General features: G+C 53.2%; 14 protein-coding genes and 2 pseudogenes. 7 read left to right on the plus strand and 9 right to left on the minus strand.

What is annotated here, in order from left to right; genetic code table 11:
• Positions 1 to 159: 159 nt before the first annotated feature.
• On the plus strand, positions 160 to 807 hold the full coding sequence (locus G9465_RS24020) for an MBL fold metallo-hydrolase (RefSeq protein WP_166975667.1): 648 nt from the start codon (positions 160 to 162) through the stop codon (positions 805 to 807).
• Between the two features lie 507 nt (positions 808 to 1,314).
• On the opposite strand, the gene G9465_RS24025 is transcribed toward G9465_RS24020, so the two are convergent.
• The 5 genes and pseudogenes from G9465_RS24025 to tnpA all read right to left on the minus strand — a co-directional run bounded on the left by G9465_RS24025 (position 1,315) and on the right by tnpA (position 7,132).
• Positions 1,315 to 1,995, minus strand: a complete 681-nt coding sequence (locus G9465_RS24025) for an IS6 family transposase (protein ID WP_166975670.1) — start codon at positions 1,993 to 1,995, stop codon at positions 1,315 to 1,317.
• A gap of 668 nt (positions 1,996 to 2,663) precedes the next feature.
• Complete coding sequence (locus G9465_RS24030) at positions 2,664 to 3,656, minus strand: ArdC-like ssDNA-binding domain-containing protein (RefSeq protein WP_166975673.1); 993 nt, start codon at positions 3,654 to 3,656, stop codon at positions 2,664 to 2,666.
• 72 nt (positions 3,657 to 3,728) lie between these two features.
• The gene (locus G9465_RS24035) at positions 3,729 to 3,992 is read right to left on the minus strand and encodes a hypothetical protein (RefSeq protein WP_166975676.1); all 264 of its coding nucleotides are present in this window, start codon (positions 3,990 to 3,992) and stop codon (positions 3,729 to 3,731) included.
• A gap of 674 nt (positions 3,993 to 4,666) precedes the next feature.
• Positions 4,667 to 5,944 carry a Cdc6/Cdc18 family protein gene (locus tag G9465_RS24040; protein ID WP_166975679.1) on the minus strand — a complete coding sequence of 426 codons (1,278 nt, stop codon included), beginning with the start codon at positions 5,942 to 5,944 and terminating at the stop codon, positions 4,667 to 4,669.
• A 794-nt stretch (positions 5,945 to 6,738) separates the two neighbouring features.
• A pseudogene (gene tnpA / locus G9465_RS24045) lies at positions 6,739 to 7,132 on the minus strand (IS200/IS605 family transposase).
• Positions 7,133 to 7,290: 158 nt separating this feature from the next.
• Between tnpA and G9465_RS24050 the strand changes: the two are divergent.
• Positions 7,291 to 8,595, plus strand: a pseudogene (locus G9465_RS24050) (RNA-guided endonuclease TnpB family protein).
• 456 nt (positions 8,596 to 9,051) lie between these two features.
• On the opposite strand, the gene G9465_RS24055 reads toward G9465_RS24050, so the two are convergent.
• Together G9465_RS24055 and G9465_RS24060 are read right to left on the minus strand one after the other, a co-directional pair.
• Positions 9,052 to 9,549: a DNA-binding protein gene (locus G9465_RS24055; RefSeq protein ID WP_227015873.1), complete on the minus strand. Its 498-nt coding sequence runs from the start codon at positions 9,547 to 9,549 to the stop codon at positions 9,052 to 9,054.
• Positions 9,542 to 10,234: a nucleotidyltransferase domain-containing protein gene (locus G9465_RS24060; RefSeq protein WP_166975682.1), complete on the minus strand. Its 693-nt coding sequence runs from the start codon at positions 10,232 to 10,234 to the stop codon at positions 9,542 to 9,544. Before G9465_RS24060 ends, G9465_RS24055 begins: the two co-directional genes overlap by 8 nt.
• Positions 10,235 to 10,529: 295 nt before the next feature.
• Here G9465_RS24060 and G9465_RS24065 point away from each other — a divergent pair, with 295 nt between their 5' ends.
• Both G9465_RS24065 and G9465_RS24070 read left to right on the plus strand, forming a co-directional pair.
• Entirely contained in the window at positions 10,530 to 11,399 is an 870-nt protein-coding gene (locus G9465_RS24065) for a ParA family protein (protein WP_227015874.1), read from the plus strand.
• A complete protein-coding gene (locus tag G9465_RS24070) occupies positions 11,399 to 11,797 on the plus strand; it encodes a hypothetical protein (protein WP_166975688.1) in 399 nt (132 codons plus the stop codon). Before G9465_RS24065 ends, G9465_RS24070 begins: the two co-directional genes overlap by 1 nt.
• Positions 11,798 to 13,016: 1,219 nt before the next feature.
• On the opposite strand, the gene G9465_RS24075 is transcribed toward G9465_RS24070, so the two are convergent.
• A complete protein-coding gene (locus G9465_RS24075; RefSeq protein WP_166975691.1) occupies positions 13,017 to 13,457 on the minus strand; it encodes a universal stress protein in 441 nt (146 codons plus the stop codon).
• Between the two features lie 195 nt (positions 13,458 to 13,652).
• Between G9465_RS24075 and G9465_RS24080 the strand changes: the two genes are divergently transcribed.
• The 3 genes from G9465_RS24080 to G9465_RS24090 all read left to right on the plus strand — a co-directional run bounded on the left by G9465_RS24080 (position 13,653) and on the right by G9465_RS24090 (position 16,604).
• A complete protein-coding gene (locus G9465_RS24080) occupies positions 13,653 to 14,699 on the plus strand; it encodes a TRAP transporter substrate-binding protein (RefSeq protein WP_166975694.1) in 1,047 nt (348 codons plus the stop codon).
• Between the two features lie 64 nt (positions 14,700 to 14,763).
• Positions 14,764 to 15,300, plus strand: coding sequence for a TRAP transporter small permease (locus G9465_RS24085; protein WP_166975697.1), 537 nt, complete (start codon positions 14,764 to 14,766; stop codon positions 15,298 to 15,300).
• The gene (locus tag G9465_RS24090; protein WP_166975700.1) at positions 15,300 to 16,604 is read left to right on the plus strand and encodes a TRAP transporter large permease; all 1,305 of its coding nucleotides are present in this window, start codon (positions 15,300 to 15,302) and stop codon (positions 16,602 to 16,604) included. Before G9465_RS24085 ends, G9465_RS24090 begins: the two co-directional genes overlap by 1 nt.
• 110 nt (positions 16,605 to 16,714) lie before the next feature.
• On the opposite strand, the gene G9465_RS24095 is transcribed toward G9465_RS24090, so the two are convergent.
• Entirely contained in the window at positions 16,715 to 17,476 is a 762-nt protein-coding gene (locus G9465_RS24095) for an HpcH/HpaI aldolase/citrate lyase family protein (protein ID WP_166975703.1), read from the minus strand.
• Positions 17,477 to 17,516 lie beyond the last annotated feature (40 nt).

Below are 17,516 nucleotides of genomic sequence, written 5' to 3' on the forward strand. Positions count from 1 at the left end.
CGAAATTTGAACAGTACGGTTTATTGTAACTGTTACGCAAATACCATAGCCTGTGGCTCTTTTTACGGGCAAATAGCGATGTGTGTCATAAATTGATTCTCCGTATCTGGGAGCACTGCCGCTGTTTTATGTATTCCTGCACCGTTTAACCGACTGACGATGTCAGTTACAGAAGTGTCCGATGGAGTATATACAATCCAGTTCGATCACGTCCGAGTGTTTGTGCTCGAAGACAGACCACAAGGAAACATAACACTGGTCGACACAGCGTTCCCCGACGATGGGGATGAACTGGTTCAAATATTGGAGGCAGAATTCAGAAGCGTCGATAGGGTCGTAATCACCCATGATGATGAGGGGCATCTCGGTGGGACCCCTGCAGTCGTGGACAGATTCGATCCCGAGCTGGTCGTCCCAGGCGGGGCCAAGGGGTTCTACGAAGCTCTAGATCTGGAGGCAGATACACACATGAGCCACGGGGACGTATTAGAAGGGGCTCTCCGTGTTCTCGAAATACCGGGTCATACAGCAGCGACGTCAGGACTCCTCTTGGAGAACGAAAATATCCTCATCGCAGGGGATATTTTGGAAGGGTCTGATCGACGGGGGCTCCCGCCGGGATACCTGGTTCCGCCAGCAGAGCAATTCAATGACTTCTCGCATGCCGCCGCAGAACGGAATCTGACGAGACTGTTCGACTACACAATCGATACAGTTCTAGTCAGTCATGGGTCACATGTGTACGACGATCCGTTGGAGAAACTCAATGACTGGCTCCTCGATCGTGAGTGGGAACTCACCCTCTAAGTACCATCTATAAAATACGGGGCCGTGGTTAGAAGAGCGAAAAGGTAATCCGGGGTTTGTCTCGCTTATTCCTATAAAATCGTCCGTCTCAGCGGTAAATGAAAGCGGATTGGTTAAAATGCGAGCGGCCCCCATGCCACCACGATGGCCTTGGGTATTCAACCGCACGTTACGGGGCTCTCGCTGTCGAATGCTCTCGGTTGACTCAACTCGAAGAATCAAGTTGAATCAAACACAGATTTCCACCATAGTTTTCGACTATATTGAAAAAGTCGCCCGACCACGATACACTGAAATAACATGCGTACACTCATGATTGTGAGGGTAGTGAATAGGGTTTATTCCCCCCTCGCTCCAGGACACCGCGTTTTCAACTATCTTGAAACGATCGGAGGTTCGAAGAGAGTTCAGAGCAGCCAAATATACTCTGTCAAGTCTTCGTGGCTCATCCGATCGGTACTCGCGAAAGATGTACGGTACATTATCGTATGTCCACGGAGGCACTGTCTAGTTCTGAACCTCCTCGACTGGCGTTTGTCCGTTGAGTGCTTGATTCGGTCGTTCGTGGTTATAGTGGTGTTTAAATCGCTGGATCCACCGCTTAGCGCTTGATTGACTGCCCCGCCAGAACGGATGGAAGCGGTTGATTCGCATGGTGACGATATGAAACAATTTTTCGATGTGGTTTCGCTCTCGATAGTCAAGCTGACCGCTCAATTCACGACGCTCGAGGGCAGTCAGATAGCCTGCAGCATCAACGAGAAACTCTGTATCGGCGACATCGTGTTTCTGTGTGAGTCGGTGCAGGAACGCCGCCGCGGGGTCGGTCCCGCGGCGGCTGAAGACATCAACTTCGAGCAACAGCCGTGAATCTGTGTCAATCACCGCATACAGCCACTTTTTCTCGCCGTCAACCTCGATTTGTTTCTCATCGACCGCGACCCGCGACGGCTCCGCCGTCGGCGGGTCGCTCTGGGCTTCAGACAACGTATGCACCCAATTCCAGACCGCACCATGAGAGCGCTCGACACCCAGCAGGTCTAGGATCGCGACCGTCTCCCGGGTCGACAGCCCCGCCGTGTGGAGACGCACCCCAAACCGCCGGACGGGTGTCGGGGTGCGCTCGTTCTCCCAAACGTCTTGACTTTCCTCGTCTAACGTTTCTTTGAGCAGGTCTGCGAGTTCCATGAACAGTTCTCGCTACGGCCTGCTCACTTCTCAACCTCTCAACTAGACAGTGCATCCACGGACAACGTCGTTGCTACGCCACACGTCGCCGCAGCAACCCTGGAAAGTCGCACCGAGTAAAATGCTTGTTGAGAATGTCTTTGATCTGCTTGAGGGGACTGGTGCACCTACGCGGGATACCTCTGTCAGCCGTCAGTAATGGGAGATAACTCTATCGGCAATCACATATAGTCTGATATCAGATTATTACGGTCATTTTCACACATCACTATAGTCTATTTGCTTGAATTTCTGCTATTTGAGAACATATACTGGTAAAACATCAGGATAAGTATAGATCTATAAACAGTGGAGATATTATATAGTTAAATATCCGTATTTCATTTTTAGATGAGTTCAATAGAAAGATATCACACTGTGATGCTATCAAATCAGGATACTCAGCGAAGCCCCATGTTCGGTCATTGAATACCTCAATCCAGAGCGCCTTCTCGCTCACGATAGCTCGATTCAAGAATCTATGGTTTTGGTGAATCGCCATACAGCGGCGACTTCCGGCGCTAGATCCAGCGACTTGATCTGTGACACTTGGGCAATTCTGACTACAGTTTCCAGTGTGTCCATGCTGGCAAAGCAAATGGAACCATTCACTGGGATGCTAAGACGACTTAATCCAACGCCATCTGGCGATTCACCAGAGCCGTATAGTCTTCGACCGCGTCGATGAGGGCGGCCGCCGTCGCCGAAATACGGTCCAGCCGGTCATGGAGCGTCTCCGGCGCGTCGTCGTCCCACGCGGCCAAGTAGAACGCCGAGTTGTCCGAATCCAACCCGAAGTGTCGACTCACGATGTAGGCAACGGCTTCAGCCTCGACTTCGAGACGGGATGTTTCCTCGTCAGGGTCGCGCTCGAAGTGCAACAGCGCGTGGGCGAACTCGTGGATGAGTGTTCTCGCGAGGTCCGCACGGTTGTCCCGGTCGACTACCTCCACGACCGGATTGGTCGTCGTCACACTCCGGCGCTCGCACACCCCACGTGCCGAGCCATGCTTCCACTCCTCGGGCGCGACGATGGTCGCATCGACGCCGATGTCGTCGGTCGCTGCCAACAGGGCTTCGACGAGGCCGTTGGCATCGCCATGGGTCTCGGTTTCGAGGTCAGGCAACGGCTCTCCCTCGGTCTGGGAAATATCGAACACTGCCGTTGGCCGGAATCCTACGAGCCCTCGGGACCAGTCGTCTGGTTCTGTCTCGTCGTACTCACACTCGGTATTTGCGTGGTACGAGGGCGAGTTCTCGCACTCGGGGCACTTGTTCGTGATGATGGGTGCCCAGATCCAGATCGCATCCTCGCCTTGCTGGACCTGCCGGTCGAACTCCTCCTGCCAAGTGTTGTACCCCGCGACTTTCGTTGCCTCGGGACACTGCAACTGGATGAGAAGCGTGTTCCGGGCCGAGTAATCGTGGAACTTGCTCTGGACGTCCAGCCATCGTTGAAACTGCTCGCTAGCTTGCGCGTCGTCGGTCAACTCCGCGAGGTCTGCAACCCACGCATCAAGCTGGTCCCGCATGTCGTCGGCACGGGTATCCGACTCGTCGAACGTGCAGGTAGTCTGCTGGCTGGACGCCGTCTCGGGAAGGTCAGTTTGGATCGTCGACATCGTTGTTTCTGGGACGCGCTTTCGGGCACGCCCCGCACCTCCCACGGGGCACACAAAATCCGTCTGTGGGTGCTACTCGCTGTCGTCGACAGTCGCGGCCTGCCAGCCCGTGTGGAAGTACGCAAGTGCTTTGTCCGATCCAAAGGCTCGTCCCGACGGAGAATGGATGAGCAACTGCTCGTCTGGAACGACGTCAATGACGCCCTCAGCACGGAGGTCCTCGACGAGATCGTGAGCACCCGACTCGTCGATACACAGTGAATCCATTCCCGTGTCGCGGTCGTTAGCTAGCTGTCGACGCTCGAATCGCTCGTAATCTGGGATAGTCTCGTCCATGCTGTCACGAGAGGTCGCCCTCTCGTTTCACCGGGGGCGCAAAAAATCGACTAACCAACGGTCAACGATTTGTCCACCGACTGTTGGTTAGCGACACACCACTATGTCCGGAGCTTTCGACCGAGAAGGTGGTCAGGTCGGCAATTATGGTGCAACCATAAACTGACAGACACCCGCGGCGTCGGGGAATGGCGCACTGATACGCACGGGATTGTGGTAACCGGTCTGGAGTTTGCGAGGGGCCTCACCCAGCGGGGCACGGTCGATCGTTCGGAGACGGCTCGTTGCGAACCGCGCCAGTGCGTCGGCAGCCTCGAATGCAACCAGTTCCTACTGCTCACGGCAGCATACCATACAGTCGACATCGCCGTTGGTGCGAAACCGGAGTTCACTGACGACGCCGCCGACGACCCACCGAGTCTGTTGCTGAGACACTCAGCCACCGGAGGTATGGACAGCCGAGGTCGGTCGGCGCGTTGTAAGTCCCCAGTCACTATCGGAACTCGTCCATTCGACGCCATCTCGATCGGGGGCGTCAACAGTCGTTGCACACCGAGCTACGCTTTGAGCACTGGGAGTGAGGTCGGTACTATCGGTACTGAACACACTGAGTGGTGGGTCAGTCATCATTTCCTCTCCACCCGCTAAAGGGGGTATAAAACCGCTGAGAGGGTTCAGAACGAATCTAACGTAGTCGTTTCTGATTCTCCGAACAGCTCAGACAGCCGATCATCTTCTCTGAGGGACTCTTGGGCTAAACTTGCCCGAATAGAGAACTCATACTCATAATAGGAGCCACCTTTTGGACCCTTGTTTTGTTCGGTGACCTCAAGAAATCCTTTGAGCGTCAACTGGCTCAAACAGTCGTGGATCGTACGGTCCGTCCGGACATCCGCATCGATTCGTTTTGCAGCTGTTACATATCTTTCGTATATCTTGCTGCGTTTCGCAGGTGCTTCGTTCTCTTGTTCCAAGAGCAGTAACCCATACAGCGTTAATTTAGATTGAGTCGGTAGTCGAGTGAGTTCTTCACGAACCTTATCTCGCTCAACAATCTCATCTGCTTCCCGCACATGGGCCTCGGTGATTTGTTCGGCTTCTTTATCGCGGGCAAGATCACCTGCTTTGTAGAGTCGCTTCAGTGCTTGGCGAGCGCTACCACTATCCTGTGCCGCAAACGCTGCACAAAGTGGAATGACGTCATCTTCTAAGATTTCAGACTCCAATTCATACACCCCGTCATCTCGGCGCGTAGCGGACGTGTCGTGGAACGCCTCAGCAGCACGTTGTTTCAGAATATTTCCAAGTTCGTTAGCATCGTAAGGAGGAAAGTGGATTTCTTCGTCACAGAGACTATCTTTCACCCGTGCAGAGAGACTATCTCTAAAAGTAAAATCGTTGGAAATACCGATAACACCAACAAAGGTATTCTCAACGTTGTTATTGTCATTCGCTCGCGGGAGTTTATATAAGATGTCATCATCATTCCCAATCGAGTCGATCTCATCAAGAACAATCAGACAGTGAGTCACGTCTAATGCATCCAATTCTTCGAAGAGCATATTATAAATCATCCCGCTGGGATACCCTGTCGGCTTGATTTGATCATCAGCCGGGCGGAATTGGTTGATAAGATTGGCTGCGACTTGATAGCTGGAGTTCAGTGATTTACAGTTTAGACTCACTACATGAACCTCAACGCTATCAAACTCTTCCTGATCTTCAGCGAGTCGGTCCATCACCATCCGAGAAGAGAGCGTCTTGCCCACACCAGTCTGCCCATATAAAAAGAGATTCTTTGGTGGGGCTCCATTGATTACGGGCTTCAGCGCACTCTGATACTGCTCAAGCTCAGTATCACGTTCAATGAGACGCTGAGGTTGATATCCGTCCCGCAAGACTGACTCATCCCGGAATATCGTCGAATCCGGTGAGAAAGGTTCCAGCCCCATCTTATTTCGACGATTGACAGATAGTCGCATAAAACCACCGCTTCATGAGTTTCATATGATTCATGGGAGTGGGGCACCACTTCATGAGTTTCATTAGAGTGATGGCAAGGGATATAGAGTGTCTTGATAGACCCCCGCCCCCCACATTTCATGAGTGTTCATTCGAGAGAGAGGGAAAAGCGAGCTGATCTTGATCCCAAATATAGGAAAGATTTATATGCCTACCATTAAAACCCGACCCTTACTCCAGTAGCAGATGTTTATTTGAGTCTAGAGTAGGTCTAGGATATCGTCAGACATTCTTTCTAGGCAGTCTCCTATAGACAAACACTCGTGAAAACTGGGGGGTGGGTGTCTACAGACAGAGCAGGCCGAGTGCCTTGGGATCAAGCTTCAAAGCGCTTCATTTACTCTCCTCTCATTGAGAACGGTCAATTTATCCAGAATCTTTTGGATGATAATCAACCGTCTGAACACTCGTTTCGAGCACTCTACGTAACGGTTAGGGACTCTGCCCGTCTACAAGACGAGCAGCATCCGAAAACCAGTCAATGAGCGCTAATATTAACGCATATTTCGTGTAGTTTGACTGATGATGGAAGGCAGTGTCATTTTCATTTTCCTCTTTTTCGTAGGATCTCCGAAATAGTCTCTCCTCAGAACTCTCATGAAATGTGGGGGGTGTCGTTACTAACAACACCTGTAATAGTCCAGCTGCAATCTATCTTGGTATCGCTTCTACAGATAAGCAAGGCGAGTACCTCGGGGCTTGACCCCGAGGGTGAAGCCGATACTCAGACGTGTTCTGTTCGTTCGATATAGCGTTCACTCGTCTCGCTGGATACCTGTCCCGCCGTTCCGATGTAGTACGACTGTTCCCAGAATCCACCGCCCCACAGATATTCCTCAAAGAACGGTTCGTGCTGTTCCCACATCTCCCGCGCCGTGATGCTCTTGACTGTCCGTACAATCTCGCTCGGCGCGTGCTTCGGGTGTGCGGAGAAAGTGTACGTGGTCGGGTGAGATGTGGAGTGACAGTATCTCGTAGCCGTACTCGTCGCAAACGTCGCAGAAACTTGCTTCCAGCGAGTCCTCGATTGGTTCGAGTATCCCGTGACGGTATTTCGGACACCACACGAAGTGGTAGTTGACGTTGTACACTGTGTGGTTCGACCACTTCTCGCTCATACAGACAGTACGCGAACAAAAATTAAGCATTCTAGTATATAAGTGAGGATGTGAGATGACGAAACGACTGTCCGTGGACTTCGAGGATGACGTGTACAAGGAGTTCTCGAAGAAATGCATCGAGGTTGATGAGACCAAGTCCGACGTAGTGCGCGGACTTGTCAACGACTAGCTTAACGAATCCGAAGAATGACCAAGGCACAGCTCTCGTCAAGACGCTGGACTTCCAACTCGACATCCAGAGCGATAACGAGAGCCTGCTGTACGACGCCACCCTTGAGTCGCGCTCGGCGTACAACGAAACCATCCGCCTCGCCAAAGAAGGTGCGGACTGGGACACGATTCCCGACCGCGTGACCGACGACGCCAACCTCGTGAAAAACACGACTCAGCGTGTCGTCGCCAAAGCACTCGGCGCGATGGAAAACTACTACGAGTACGACGACTACGGCAAACCCAGTCACACCAAGGACGGCACGTATCCGCTTCGTGCGAACTACGAGGAGGGGTACAATCTGTTGCTCGCCGACGACGACGACGTACGTTTCGCATCAGCGCGAAGCCATACAAGAACGTCAAGGGTGTCCTCAAAGAGAGTGACGCTCACCTCTCCATTCTCAAGACCGTACTCGAAAGCGACGAGTGGAAGATTGGGACGGCAGAAGCCCTGTACCACAACGACAACGCCGAGTTGCACGTCAACGTCACCAACACAGAGCAGACCGTTCGAGACAAGCAGGGCTCGCAGACGGTTATCGGCGTGGACGTGAACGAGGACAATGTGGCTCTCACTGCGCTTTCTGAGGACGGCGTTGAGGACTCGTTAGTTATCGACTTCCCCGAAATCAAGTTCGAGCGCCACCGCTACTTCACGATGCGAAAGTGCGTGCAGAACGCGGGGAAGGACAGCATCCACGACACGCTGGAGGGGCGTGAGGAACGATTTGTCCGCGACCGACTCCACAAGGTGTCTCGGCATATCGTGGAGTGGAGCCAGCAGTTCGAGATGCCGTGCATCGTCTTTGAAGACCTCAAAGAGATGCGCGACAGTATCGACTACGGCACGCGGATGAACCGGCGCTTGCACTATCTCCCGTTCAGCGCCCTTCAGTCCTCTACGTCGTATAAACCGTTGTTCGGGGGATTCCGACCGCGTGGATTAACCCCGAGTACACCAGCCAGCGGTGGCCGATGTGCGGAGACACAGAGCGTGCGAATCGGAACAAGAAGCGGTTCAAGTGCCGATACTGTGAGCATCAAGATCACAGCGACCGTGGTGCAAGGTCAATATCGCCGTGAAAGGCATCGAGAAGCATCAGAACTGGAATATGCCCGCTATCAACAGCCTTCCCCAGGTTCGGAAGGTGCGACAGCGGGTATCGGGGGCCGTGGACGCTCCAACCGTGACCCAGCTGACCGTTCGAGGCTATCAGGCCGATGGTCGAGTGGGAGTGTCCGACTAAACCACGGGAAGCCTCGGGCGACCCGTGGCGGTTCACCATGTCTCCAAAACTCTCGTGAAATCCGGGGGTGTACACTCTTTAGAATACGATGCCTGCTTGCACTTGGATGACCCCGACGAACGGCGTTGGAATTCCTGTACGTTGGTCAGCAGGACCTTGGGCTGATTGAAGTGAGCTCGTATCCAGCGACAGCCATCGGCTCTGTATCGCGGTCACAGAGGAGCCGTCTCACTGGCGTCGGCTTCTCACGTTGGGGAAGCGACGTATGCGCTTCGTATTTGAGTCAGATTGCAACCAACCTGATGGTTTCCGTGGCAAGTGTATTGAGGTCCTAACCGGCAATACCGATGAATACTAACCAACAATTTACCAAATACCCAGGTATGTTGGTTAGCCCGCACCTGGTATTCGTCACAGATGTGGCTTGACTGTAACTACTCTAAATAGAAGACGGCCTCAACAGATACAGACGCTGTTTCCGCGCATCTGGTCGGTTGTATACTCATGTATCTTCTCTGCAAGTTCGTACATAGACTCTTCTTTCTTCGTCGTTGGAACTCTGCCACCATAGTAATGTGCGGTCCGGTTAGCTCCGTATAATTCCTGTAGTGACTCTGCTGTTTCGGACTCGAATAGGCCGACAGCAACTATTCGCTCATAGACTGCCTCATGATCCATGTAGTCCTCGAGGGAATCGTCCGTTGCCCACAACAGATATCCTTCGAAGGTTCGCTCGATTGCACCAAAACATAGTTCGATCACTGCACCATTGAATCCATCCTGGCTACGGAGTGTACGGGCGGCTTCGAGATTCCGACAGCCCTTCGTGAGCTGTATCGTCCAGTCGTCATCTTGGTTGATTCCTTGTTCAAAATCTGGTTGCCCGTATCCGGCGTACTCGAAACTGTCTTCAGCAGCCTCGATGGCTTCCGAAATGCTGTTTGGGTCACTCATCGTTGGTACTGTGGGCTAAGATATTTCGGAGCTTCTCAAAGCTGTCTGTTTTGTAGAGGGGGATACCGCCGAGTACGATTTCTTGGATATCGTCTGTAAACGTGGGTACGGACTCAACAGACTCGACGACGACGTGCAACGCATATCGCTCACCGTCAAAGCGCTGTTCCTCAAGCTTGTTTTCCACCCGGTTGGCAATTCGTTGGTTTGCTGCCCGGTCCGTGTTCACCACGACCCAAAGGTCGATGTCACTCTGCCGATCAGCTTCCCCCCGTGCGACACTCCCGTAGAGTACAATGCCGATGACATCGGACAGTTCAGCCGTAAGCTCCTCACAAGCAGTCTTCACCGGTTTGTGATACTCTTCTTGAGGAATCCGCAAAACTGGATCGTCCGGTCTCGAAAGGCGAGATCGGTTTATTTGCACGGGTTTTCGATTTCCTTCTGGTTTGTATTCCACTAGATCGTTCTGAGCGAGTACGTCGACTGCTCGCCGGATGGACATTTCTGAGAAGTCAATCGATTCGGCCAACTCACCTGGAGTGAACGACTCGTACGGATGTCGGGATAAAAATAGTAAGACGTCATCTATGGCACCCGATCCATAGATACTCTTGTCCTTGGCCGGGATAGGAACCCGAATGGCGGTTCCCAGGTCTTCGCTAGACCTCACATTCTGTGGCATACCTCACTATCTGTGGGGTCACATATAAAGTTTATATATAAGCTCACTTCTATGATTAGAATTCATTTGGCTAAACTTGACCCGACTCGCTGAGCCAGTGTATCACTCAGGGGTTGTATATTCTCTTGGTACCTGATCTACCTAAGGTGGCTCGCCTTAGGTAGCTAAGTTACCTTAGGTGTCTGAGCCATCTACTTCATCTGTGCTGCCTACGGTGCCTACTATATCTGAACCATCTTAGGCACAATAGCTAAGTCACCTGAGTTAGATACCAAATCCATGCTAGGTGACTACTGTGAGTGAGCCCAGAGCGGTCTCCGTCGGCGTGCTCAAGGGAGGCTTCGGCAAGACGACAACAGCAATCAACCTCGCTCGTGAGCTTGCATATCGGAACGAGCGAGCCCTCCTTGTCGACCTTGACGACAATGGGCATATGACGCTTATTCTCGGTCACGATGAGGCATATCGAGGTGAGCAGTGGGGGATAAATCATGCTGAAGATGTTCTCATTGATGGTGCTGATCCTCAGCAGTATGTCGTAAGCGTCACTGACGGTCTCGATCTGTTTCCAGCACACGTCAATCTCGAAGATGTCCAATCAGGACTCAAGGAGGCGACGATGGGAACGACACGGCTTAAACAGGAACTGGTTGACGAACTGCTCGGTGACGCGTATGACTATATCGTCATTGACTGCCCAGCGAATCGGGGCAAGCTCAACGATAATGCGATGTACGCCACGGGCAACATCATCATTCCATTGCGGCCAGAGAACGGCTACGAAACAGGACTCTCAAACACAGTTCAGCGCCTCGTAATGGAAGCAAGGGAGTACTTTGACCTCGATATTTTGTCGGTTCTCCCGACGGACCTCTCGGGGCGTATCGATCAGGCGACCCGCGATCGGGCACTCCTTCGAGAGATGACGACCCGAGAGGCCGTTGCAAAACACGTCCCAAACTTCGCCTATCTCTCTGAAGCGGATTGGGACGCGATCGACGCTGGCGAATATGACGGCCCTCTGCCGGGTATTCGCCATCGTGCCGCCATTGACAATGCGAACGACGAGGGGGTACCCCTGCGAGACTACGACCCGGAGTGTGACCAACTCACCTGCTACGACGAACTTGCTCAGATCGTTGAGAATGGAGAGGTGTCCCGCTAATGGGTTTTGACGATCTTGATGAGGCGATGAGCCAGCAGGATGAAGACGAAGAGACAGAGTCCGAACCCGGAGAATCGTCAGAAACAGCGCGTACTAATACGATGTCTGAGTCCGAACCAAACCAGTCGAGTACTACGCCAACAGCAACTGTCGACACCGATGACTGGAAGCGGCAACCCGGATTCCCGTATGATGATGCTGTTCAGGAGGCGATCTACCCGCGTGACACAGTTTGGGACCAGTTCGAACAGTTGCTTCAGTACGATATCGAACGCGAGTTAGTGCAAGAACGGGAACATGAGAACGTCCAGAAACGTGAGCTCCACGATGCAGCACTTCGGGTAGCAATGCAGCATCCCGACGAGCTTATTGATGCCTTCGAACAGACTCGAAAATAGTTTGGCGGTAAATCGCGAACAAGACCGGAACAATGGATACGACACGTCCTTCCTCTCCAAGTTCGTTGATCAGGAACTCGATATGGCTGAGTATCCGTCTACGAGCCAAATATGCCTCGATATGGTTCCTATCCAATATTATAATTCAATAGTACCCCTCAGAACTGGCTGTTCAAACTCCAATAAATATTATTTAGAATACAAAAGCTAGAAAATGCTCCTCAAAACGTAAAAATAGCTATATTATATCTAGATATATAAGTAAATCTCCCCATATAGCTTTATATACTAAAGAGTATCTAGAAATATAGCCCCATAATATGTTTTGTACATGGAAGAGCCGCTCTCGCCACTCTAACATTGCTGCTCTTGCCTTCGTCTGTTGCTAATGTCTACCTCCTATAATGGGTGTACTAACGTTATCTTTGTGGCTACGAGAGCGACAGCATACTCCTCTCGAATTATGCTAGGAATTTCATCTCAATCGGGGATAAATCGTGTACAGAGACGATCGAAACAAGTGACGTCAGTGGATATAACAGGAGTACTATTGTTACGGTAGTATCACACCTGCAATGACGGCACATTGTGAATGCAACCCAAACTAAGCATCCCGTTCCCCCCAATGTCGCTCAGTCTCAAATCCAGTTGGTGTAGTTTCCTCAGAAAACTCCATAGGAAAAAAGAACCTTAGCGAGAGGCGAAAACCCGGCGCCATACCCCTGCACACATTCGCTATGAACAACCATTTTGTATGGGCGATAGAAATCCGATCAGAGGTCGATATACGGAGTCTGGCGCGGTAAACCGTCCAAATGCGCTAATTTTCGCTGAATACTAATCTTCGCATCTCGAGAAGCCTATTTGTGTCTCATGTATTCGTTAACGCTGCGATGACTGAACAGCTTTTGAGCGTATGTAACTCCCGCTGATCGGACTGTGTGTACATCTCGATGAATTTGCGAACAGTAGTTAGCTTGGACGATTCCGGCCCTATTCTGCTTCAGAACCTATAGCAACGTTTTAGCGAGACGTGAAGAGGCGGTAGCTGGTACAGGCCATTGTTGATCCAGAGCCCTGACGGATTTCTTGGTCGTTGGTTTGTGTGACGACTGCCATACCAGCTTCAGTTGAGAAATCACCTCGAACCGTAGTGATAGTCTGTTATACGCCTGGATCGATGCTCAGTGCTACTTTCATGGGAGACGATTCGGATTCGTTATTTGTCCGTCTCCTCAGCTACGCTCACGACCGGGCAGGTCGTATCGAGCAGGATTGACTGTGCGACGCTGCCGAAAAGAATCTTTCCTGTCTGGGAACGCCGACGAGGACTCACGACAATATACTGCGCGTTGTGTTGTTTAGCGTACTCCACGATTTCACTGGCCGGGTCGCCGATGAGTCCGACTGCTTCGGTGTCGACGGAAACGGGATGCTCTTCGAGATGATCCGCCGCCACGTTTGCAGCCGTCGCGCGTAGTTCATTGATCTCAACAGCATCGTCAGACGTGATACTCGACGTCTCCGCATTGATTGCTTCGGACCGCGTCATGACATGCACGACGTGGACCGTCTCGTCGAAGCGTTCAGCCAGCGTGGCTGCCTGATCGAGAACGTTGTACGATCGGTCTGAGGTATCGACTGCTGCAACGATTGGCATAGCGTCTACTTTCGAATCCATCTTAATATGGTTTGTCCCTCTCTCATCTTGAGGTACGAGGATAGGGACATCTGTATTGGCCACGTGATTCGGGGTAATGGAACCAGTACCGATAATCCATACACCAAAGATATAAATAGGTATAATGTCCATGGACTATGTGGCAGAATGACGCGCACCAATCGGCGGTCAGTCATGAAGGCAGTCAGTGGTATAGCAACGCTCGGCGTCGGTTCCCTAGCGGGTTGCAGCGGTTCGCCCAGCGATGACGGGCAGGGAACTGACGGGCAGAACAACACCGGGAACCAGTCTGGCGGAACTTCCGCAGAACAGACTCTCGACATTGCCGCAACGTTCGGTCAGGATCACCCACAGGTGCAACTGCTCCAGCGGTGGAGTAAGAATCTCGCAGAGCGCACCGACGGAGGTCTATCACTCAATTACGTGAGCCTCGGCGGAGAGGGGGATCACATCAGTGCTACCGCTTCTGGGAGTATTGCCGGACACGGCACGTCGATGACTGCGCTCACGCAATCGTATGGCCGGAAGTACGGCTTTTTGGAGGCCCCATTTGTCGCCCAGGACTGGGAGCACTTCCAAGCCCTCATGGACGAATACGTCTACGGTGAGAACGGATTCAACAGCCAGTTAGTCAAGCAGGCCAACCAGCGCATCCTCGGTTCGGCTTTCCGTGGACTCCGAGGCACTACCTCAAACAAAGCTGTGCGCGCACCGGAAAACATCCGGGGCGTCAAGATGCGCCTCCCAGAGTTCGAAACGTGGGTTCAAAGCTGGGAAGAGATCGGTGTTGAGGCTACGCCTGTTCCGTACGATGAACTCTACCAGGCCCTCCAGACGGGTGTCGTGAGCGCATCCGAAGGGCCTATTGCGCAGTTCGTCGACGCAAGCCTCTATGAGGTTCAAACTCACTTCTCACAGACGGACCACCTACTCCAGACGCAAAACTGGGTAATCAACGAAGAGACGTGGCAGGGACTGGACGACAGCGAACAGCAGGCGATGCAGGAGTCGCTTGACGAAGCGGTCCAGTGGGCGAACGAAAAGACCCGCGCCAGTGCCCAAGACTTGCTTGAGATGGTGCAGGAAGAGTACGACGTGACGGTGGTTCCCAGCAGCGAGGTGGATCAGGAAGCCTTCAGAAGTGCCGCACAGCCACAGTTAGAGGAGTTCTTCAACGAGCGTTGGAAACCAAGCCTAGAAGACGTCCAGTCGTTAGCCTAATGTAGATGATCAAAATAATACGAACATGGACAATCGAAACGCAAACGAGTATTTCCGGTCGCTGATGGAACGACTGGAGGGCCTCTTGGGTAGCGTGGGACGACTCATCCTAGCTCTCATGGGTGCAGTGACCGCCCTCCAGATCACTGTCCGGGTACTGCCGATTGGATACAGTGCCGTCTGGACGACCGAGATCGCTCGATACCTGCTGGTAGCGATGACATTGACTGGTATCCCGTACGCGATGCGTCGGGGGAACCACATCTCGATACGACCGCTCCTGCGAATGTTGTCCGATTCACTCCAGCGGTACTTCATCACGCTGGCCAACATTCTGGTCATCGTGATGTGCGCGATCGGTGTTTGGTCGGCCGTGAGCGTCCTAAACCGAACAATGAGCGTGTCGCTTCCGACGGTCGGCTGGCTGAAGACCGGCTATCTAACGTTGTATATGGCGATCTCGTTCGCCCTCTGCATCGTAGTCATCCTTGAGAAGCTAAACTCGATGTGGATCACCGATCTCAGTGAACCGGGTGCCAAAGAACACCCCGTAGGAGATGCTCAAGAAACAACCAAAACAAGTGCCCAGGAGGGCCAATGATGTCTGAACCACTGATACTAGTCCTGCTGTTCGTCGTTCCGCTGATCGCCTTGTACCTGATAGGTGTCCACGTCGCGTTCGCGTTGGGACTGGTCTCCGTTTTAGTGATGGTGTCTGGCTTCGGTCCAGCGTGGACAGTTGAGACATTCGCCAACCGGATGTACGGTTCGCTGAACAGCTTCACGCTACTCGCGATACCGTTCTTCCTCTTCGCTGGACGGATGATGAACAACATCGGACTGACCGACGACATCTTCGACTTCGCCGAGTCACTCGTCAGTCCACTGCCCGGCGGCTTGGGACACGTGAACGTCGTCGTCAGCATCATCTTCTCCGGGATGAGCGGAGCAGCTGTAGCCGACGCTGCCGGTCTCGGTTCCATCGAGTACGAAGCGATGACCAGTCGCGGGTACGATGGACCGACTGCAGCGGGGATTACGGGTGCATCCTCGACTATCGGTCCGATTATCCCCCCAAGCATTCCCGTGATTGTCTACGGGGTCACGGCCCAGGTCTCGATCGGTGCGCTCTTCCTAGGCGGCATCCTGCCCGGTCTGCTGATGGGGCTCACTCTGATGGCCTTCATCACTGTGGGAGCGCTACGCAGTGGAACGGCAAATATGGAGTCTTTCGACCTCCGCCGATTGGCTGAGTCCAGTCTCAGGGCAATTCCGGGTCTGATCGCGCCGGCGATCATCATCGGCGGCATCGCAACAGGTGTATTCACGCCGACAGAGGCGGCCGCAGTTGCGGGGATTTACGCGATACTCATCGGGGCCGCCGTCTACCGGAATCTCGAGTGGGACACGTTCCGATCGATCCTCGGCGACACGTTCGAAGACACCGCGGTGCTGACACTCATCATCGCCTTTGCGAACGTGTATGGGTTCGTGCTCACGATCTCGGGACTACCGGGACTACTCACCGAGGCGCTACTGACCATCTCGACAGACCCGACGATTATCCTCCTGCTGTTCACGCTGTTCTTCCTTATCCTAGGGACTTTTATGGAGACTATCGCCATCATCCTCATCGTCGTGCCCATCGTCGCACCGGTACTGCCGCAGATCGGTATCGACCCGATTCACTTCGGCATCGTGATGATGGTCGCACTGATGATCGGACTGATCTCGCCACCCTTCGGTGTAGTACTCTTCGCGCTAGAGCGAGTCACCGATCTTGAGATCGAGGATATCATCAAAGGGATCATGCCGTACTACGTCCCCTTGATGATCGCACTAGTTCTGTTAGTCCTCTTCCCGTCAATCGTCCTCTCCGTTCCGGAGTACTTCGGACTCGCGTAGTTCGACCTTTTTTGTAACGGACTACCGATTCTATCGTCGTCTGCCTGCTCGATCTCTAATGGCAAGAGCGGGGAGATCGGTGACGACCGGAGTTTTCACCCCTGTCGCTGTCACTCGTCAGTGAGTGCTTCGAACTGTTCGCGTGCGGCGTTGCTTCCCGACGCAAGGTACGAGATGTCTGCCCCGGCCAGCAGAAAATCGACACCCGCGTCTGTCCATCTCTGGATGCTCTCGTCGTCGGTAGCGAGCATACCGACAGGCGTTCCTTCGGCGTGTGCCGTCGCCAGTATCGAGTCGAGCGTCGATTCGAATCGCTCGCTCTCCCACTGGCCGAAAACGCCCAGTGATGCCGACAAGTCCCCGTGGCCGACAATAATCCCGTCGATGCCGTCGACAGCGACGATCTCTTCTGCGTTCTCGGCACCCCGTTCGGTTTCGATCTGGACGATCGTGGTCAGCTCGTCGTCAGCACTTCGGTAGTATTCCCCGAACGTCCGGCCGTAGTCCGACGCGCGTGCCGGTGCGACACCTCGTTCGCCGTGTGGTGGGTACCGCATCGCATCAACGGCCTCCACGGCCTGCTTGCGGGTCTCTACTCTCGGGATCATAAGACCCGCGGCCCCCAAGTCGAGGACACGTTTCATCGTAACTGAGTCGTTCGCCGGGACGCGCACGATGGGTGCCACCTCGTCGTGGACCGCTCGGAGCATGTTCTCGAGTGTTTCCAGACTCGTGGCGGTGTGTTCGAGGTCAATGACGACAAAGTCGAAGCCACGAGAACAGATCTCGGCGACTGCTGGATGCCCGATCGAGATCCAGTTCCCAGTGGCTGATGCGTTCGGTTCTAAGAACTCCTGTGGGCTGTCTGCCATACCAACCAGTTACAGGACTGGGAATAAAACGTTTCCCAAC

The organism is Haloarcula sp. JP-L23 (assembly GCF_011602445.1).
In the GTDB taxonomy this organism is placed as follows: domain Archaea; phylum Halobacteriota; class Halobacteria; order Halobacteriales; family Haloarculaceae; genus Haloarcula; species Haloarcula pellucida.

Bases quoted from the DNA above. Each gene is read 5' to 3' on its own strand.
- G9465_RS24060 (WP_166975682.1), bottom strand. From the start codon at position 10,234: ATGCCACAGAATGTGAGGTCTAGCGAAGACCTGGGAACCGCCATTCGG.
- G9465_RS24070 (WP_166975688.1), top strand. From the start codon at position 11,399: ATGGGTTTTGACGATCTTGATGAGGCGATGAGCCAGCAGGATGAAGAC.
- G9465_RS24075 (WP_166975691.1), bottom strand. From the start codon at position 13,457: ATGCCAATCGTTGCAGCAGTCGATACCTCAGACCGATCGTACAACGTT.
- G9465_RS24090 (WP_166975700.1), top strand. From the start codon at position 15,300: ATGTCTGAACCACTGATACTAGTCCTGCTGTTCGTCGTTCCGCTGATC.
- G9465_RS24055 (WP_227015873.1), bottom strand. From the start codon at position 9,549: ATGAGTGACCCAAACAGCATTTCGGAAGCCATCGAGGCTGCTGAAGAC.
- G9465_RS24040 (WP_166975679.1), bottom strand. From the start codon at position 5,944: ATGGGGCTGGAACCTTTCTCACCGGATTCGACGATATTCCGGGATGAG.
- G9465_RS24025 (WP_166975670.1), bottom strand. From the start codon at position 1,995: ATGGAACTCGCAGACCTGCTCAAAGAAACGTTAGACGAGGAAAGTCAA.
- G9465_RS24095 (WP_166975703.1), bottom strand. From the start codon at position 17,476: ATGGCAGACAGCCCACAGGAGTTCTTAGAACCGAACGCATCAGCCACT.
- G9465_RS24030 (WP_166975673.1), bottom strand. From the start codon at position 3,656: ATGTCGACGATCCAAACTGACCTTCCCGAGACGGCGTCCAGCCAGCAG.
- G9465_RS24035 (WP_166975676.1), bottom strand. From the start codon at position 3,992: ATGGACGAGACTATCCCAGATTACGAGCGATTCGAGCGTCGACAGCTA.
- G9465_RS24020 (WP_166975667.1), top strand. From the start codon at position 160: ATGTCAGTTACAGAAGTGTCCGATGGAGTATATACAATCCAGTTCGAT.
- G9465_RS24085 (WP_166975697.1), top strand. From the start codon at position 14,764: ATGGAACGACTGGAGGGCCTCTTGGGTAGCGTGGGACGACTCATCCTA.
- G9465_RS24080 (WP_166975694.1), top strand. From the start codon at position 13,653: ATGAAGGCAGTCAGTGGTATAGCAACGCTCGGCGTCGGTTCCCTAGCG.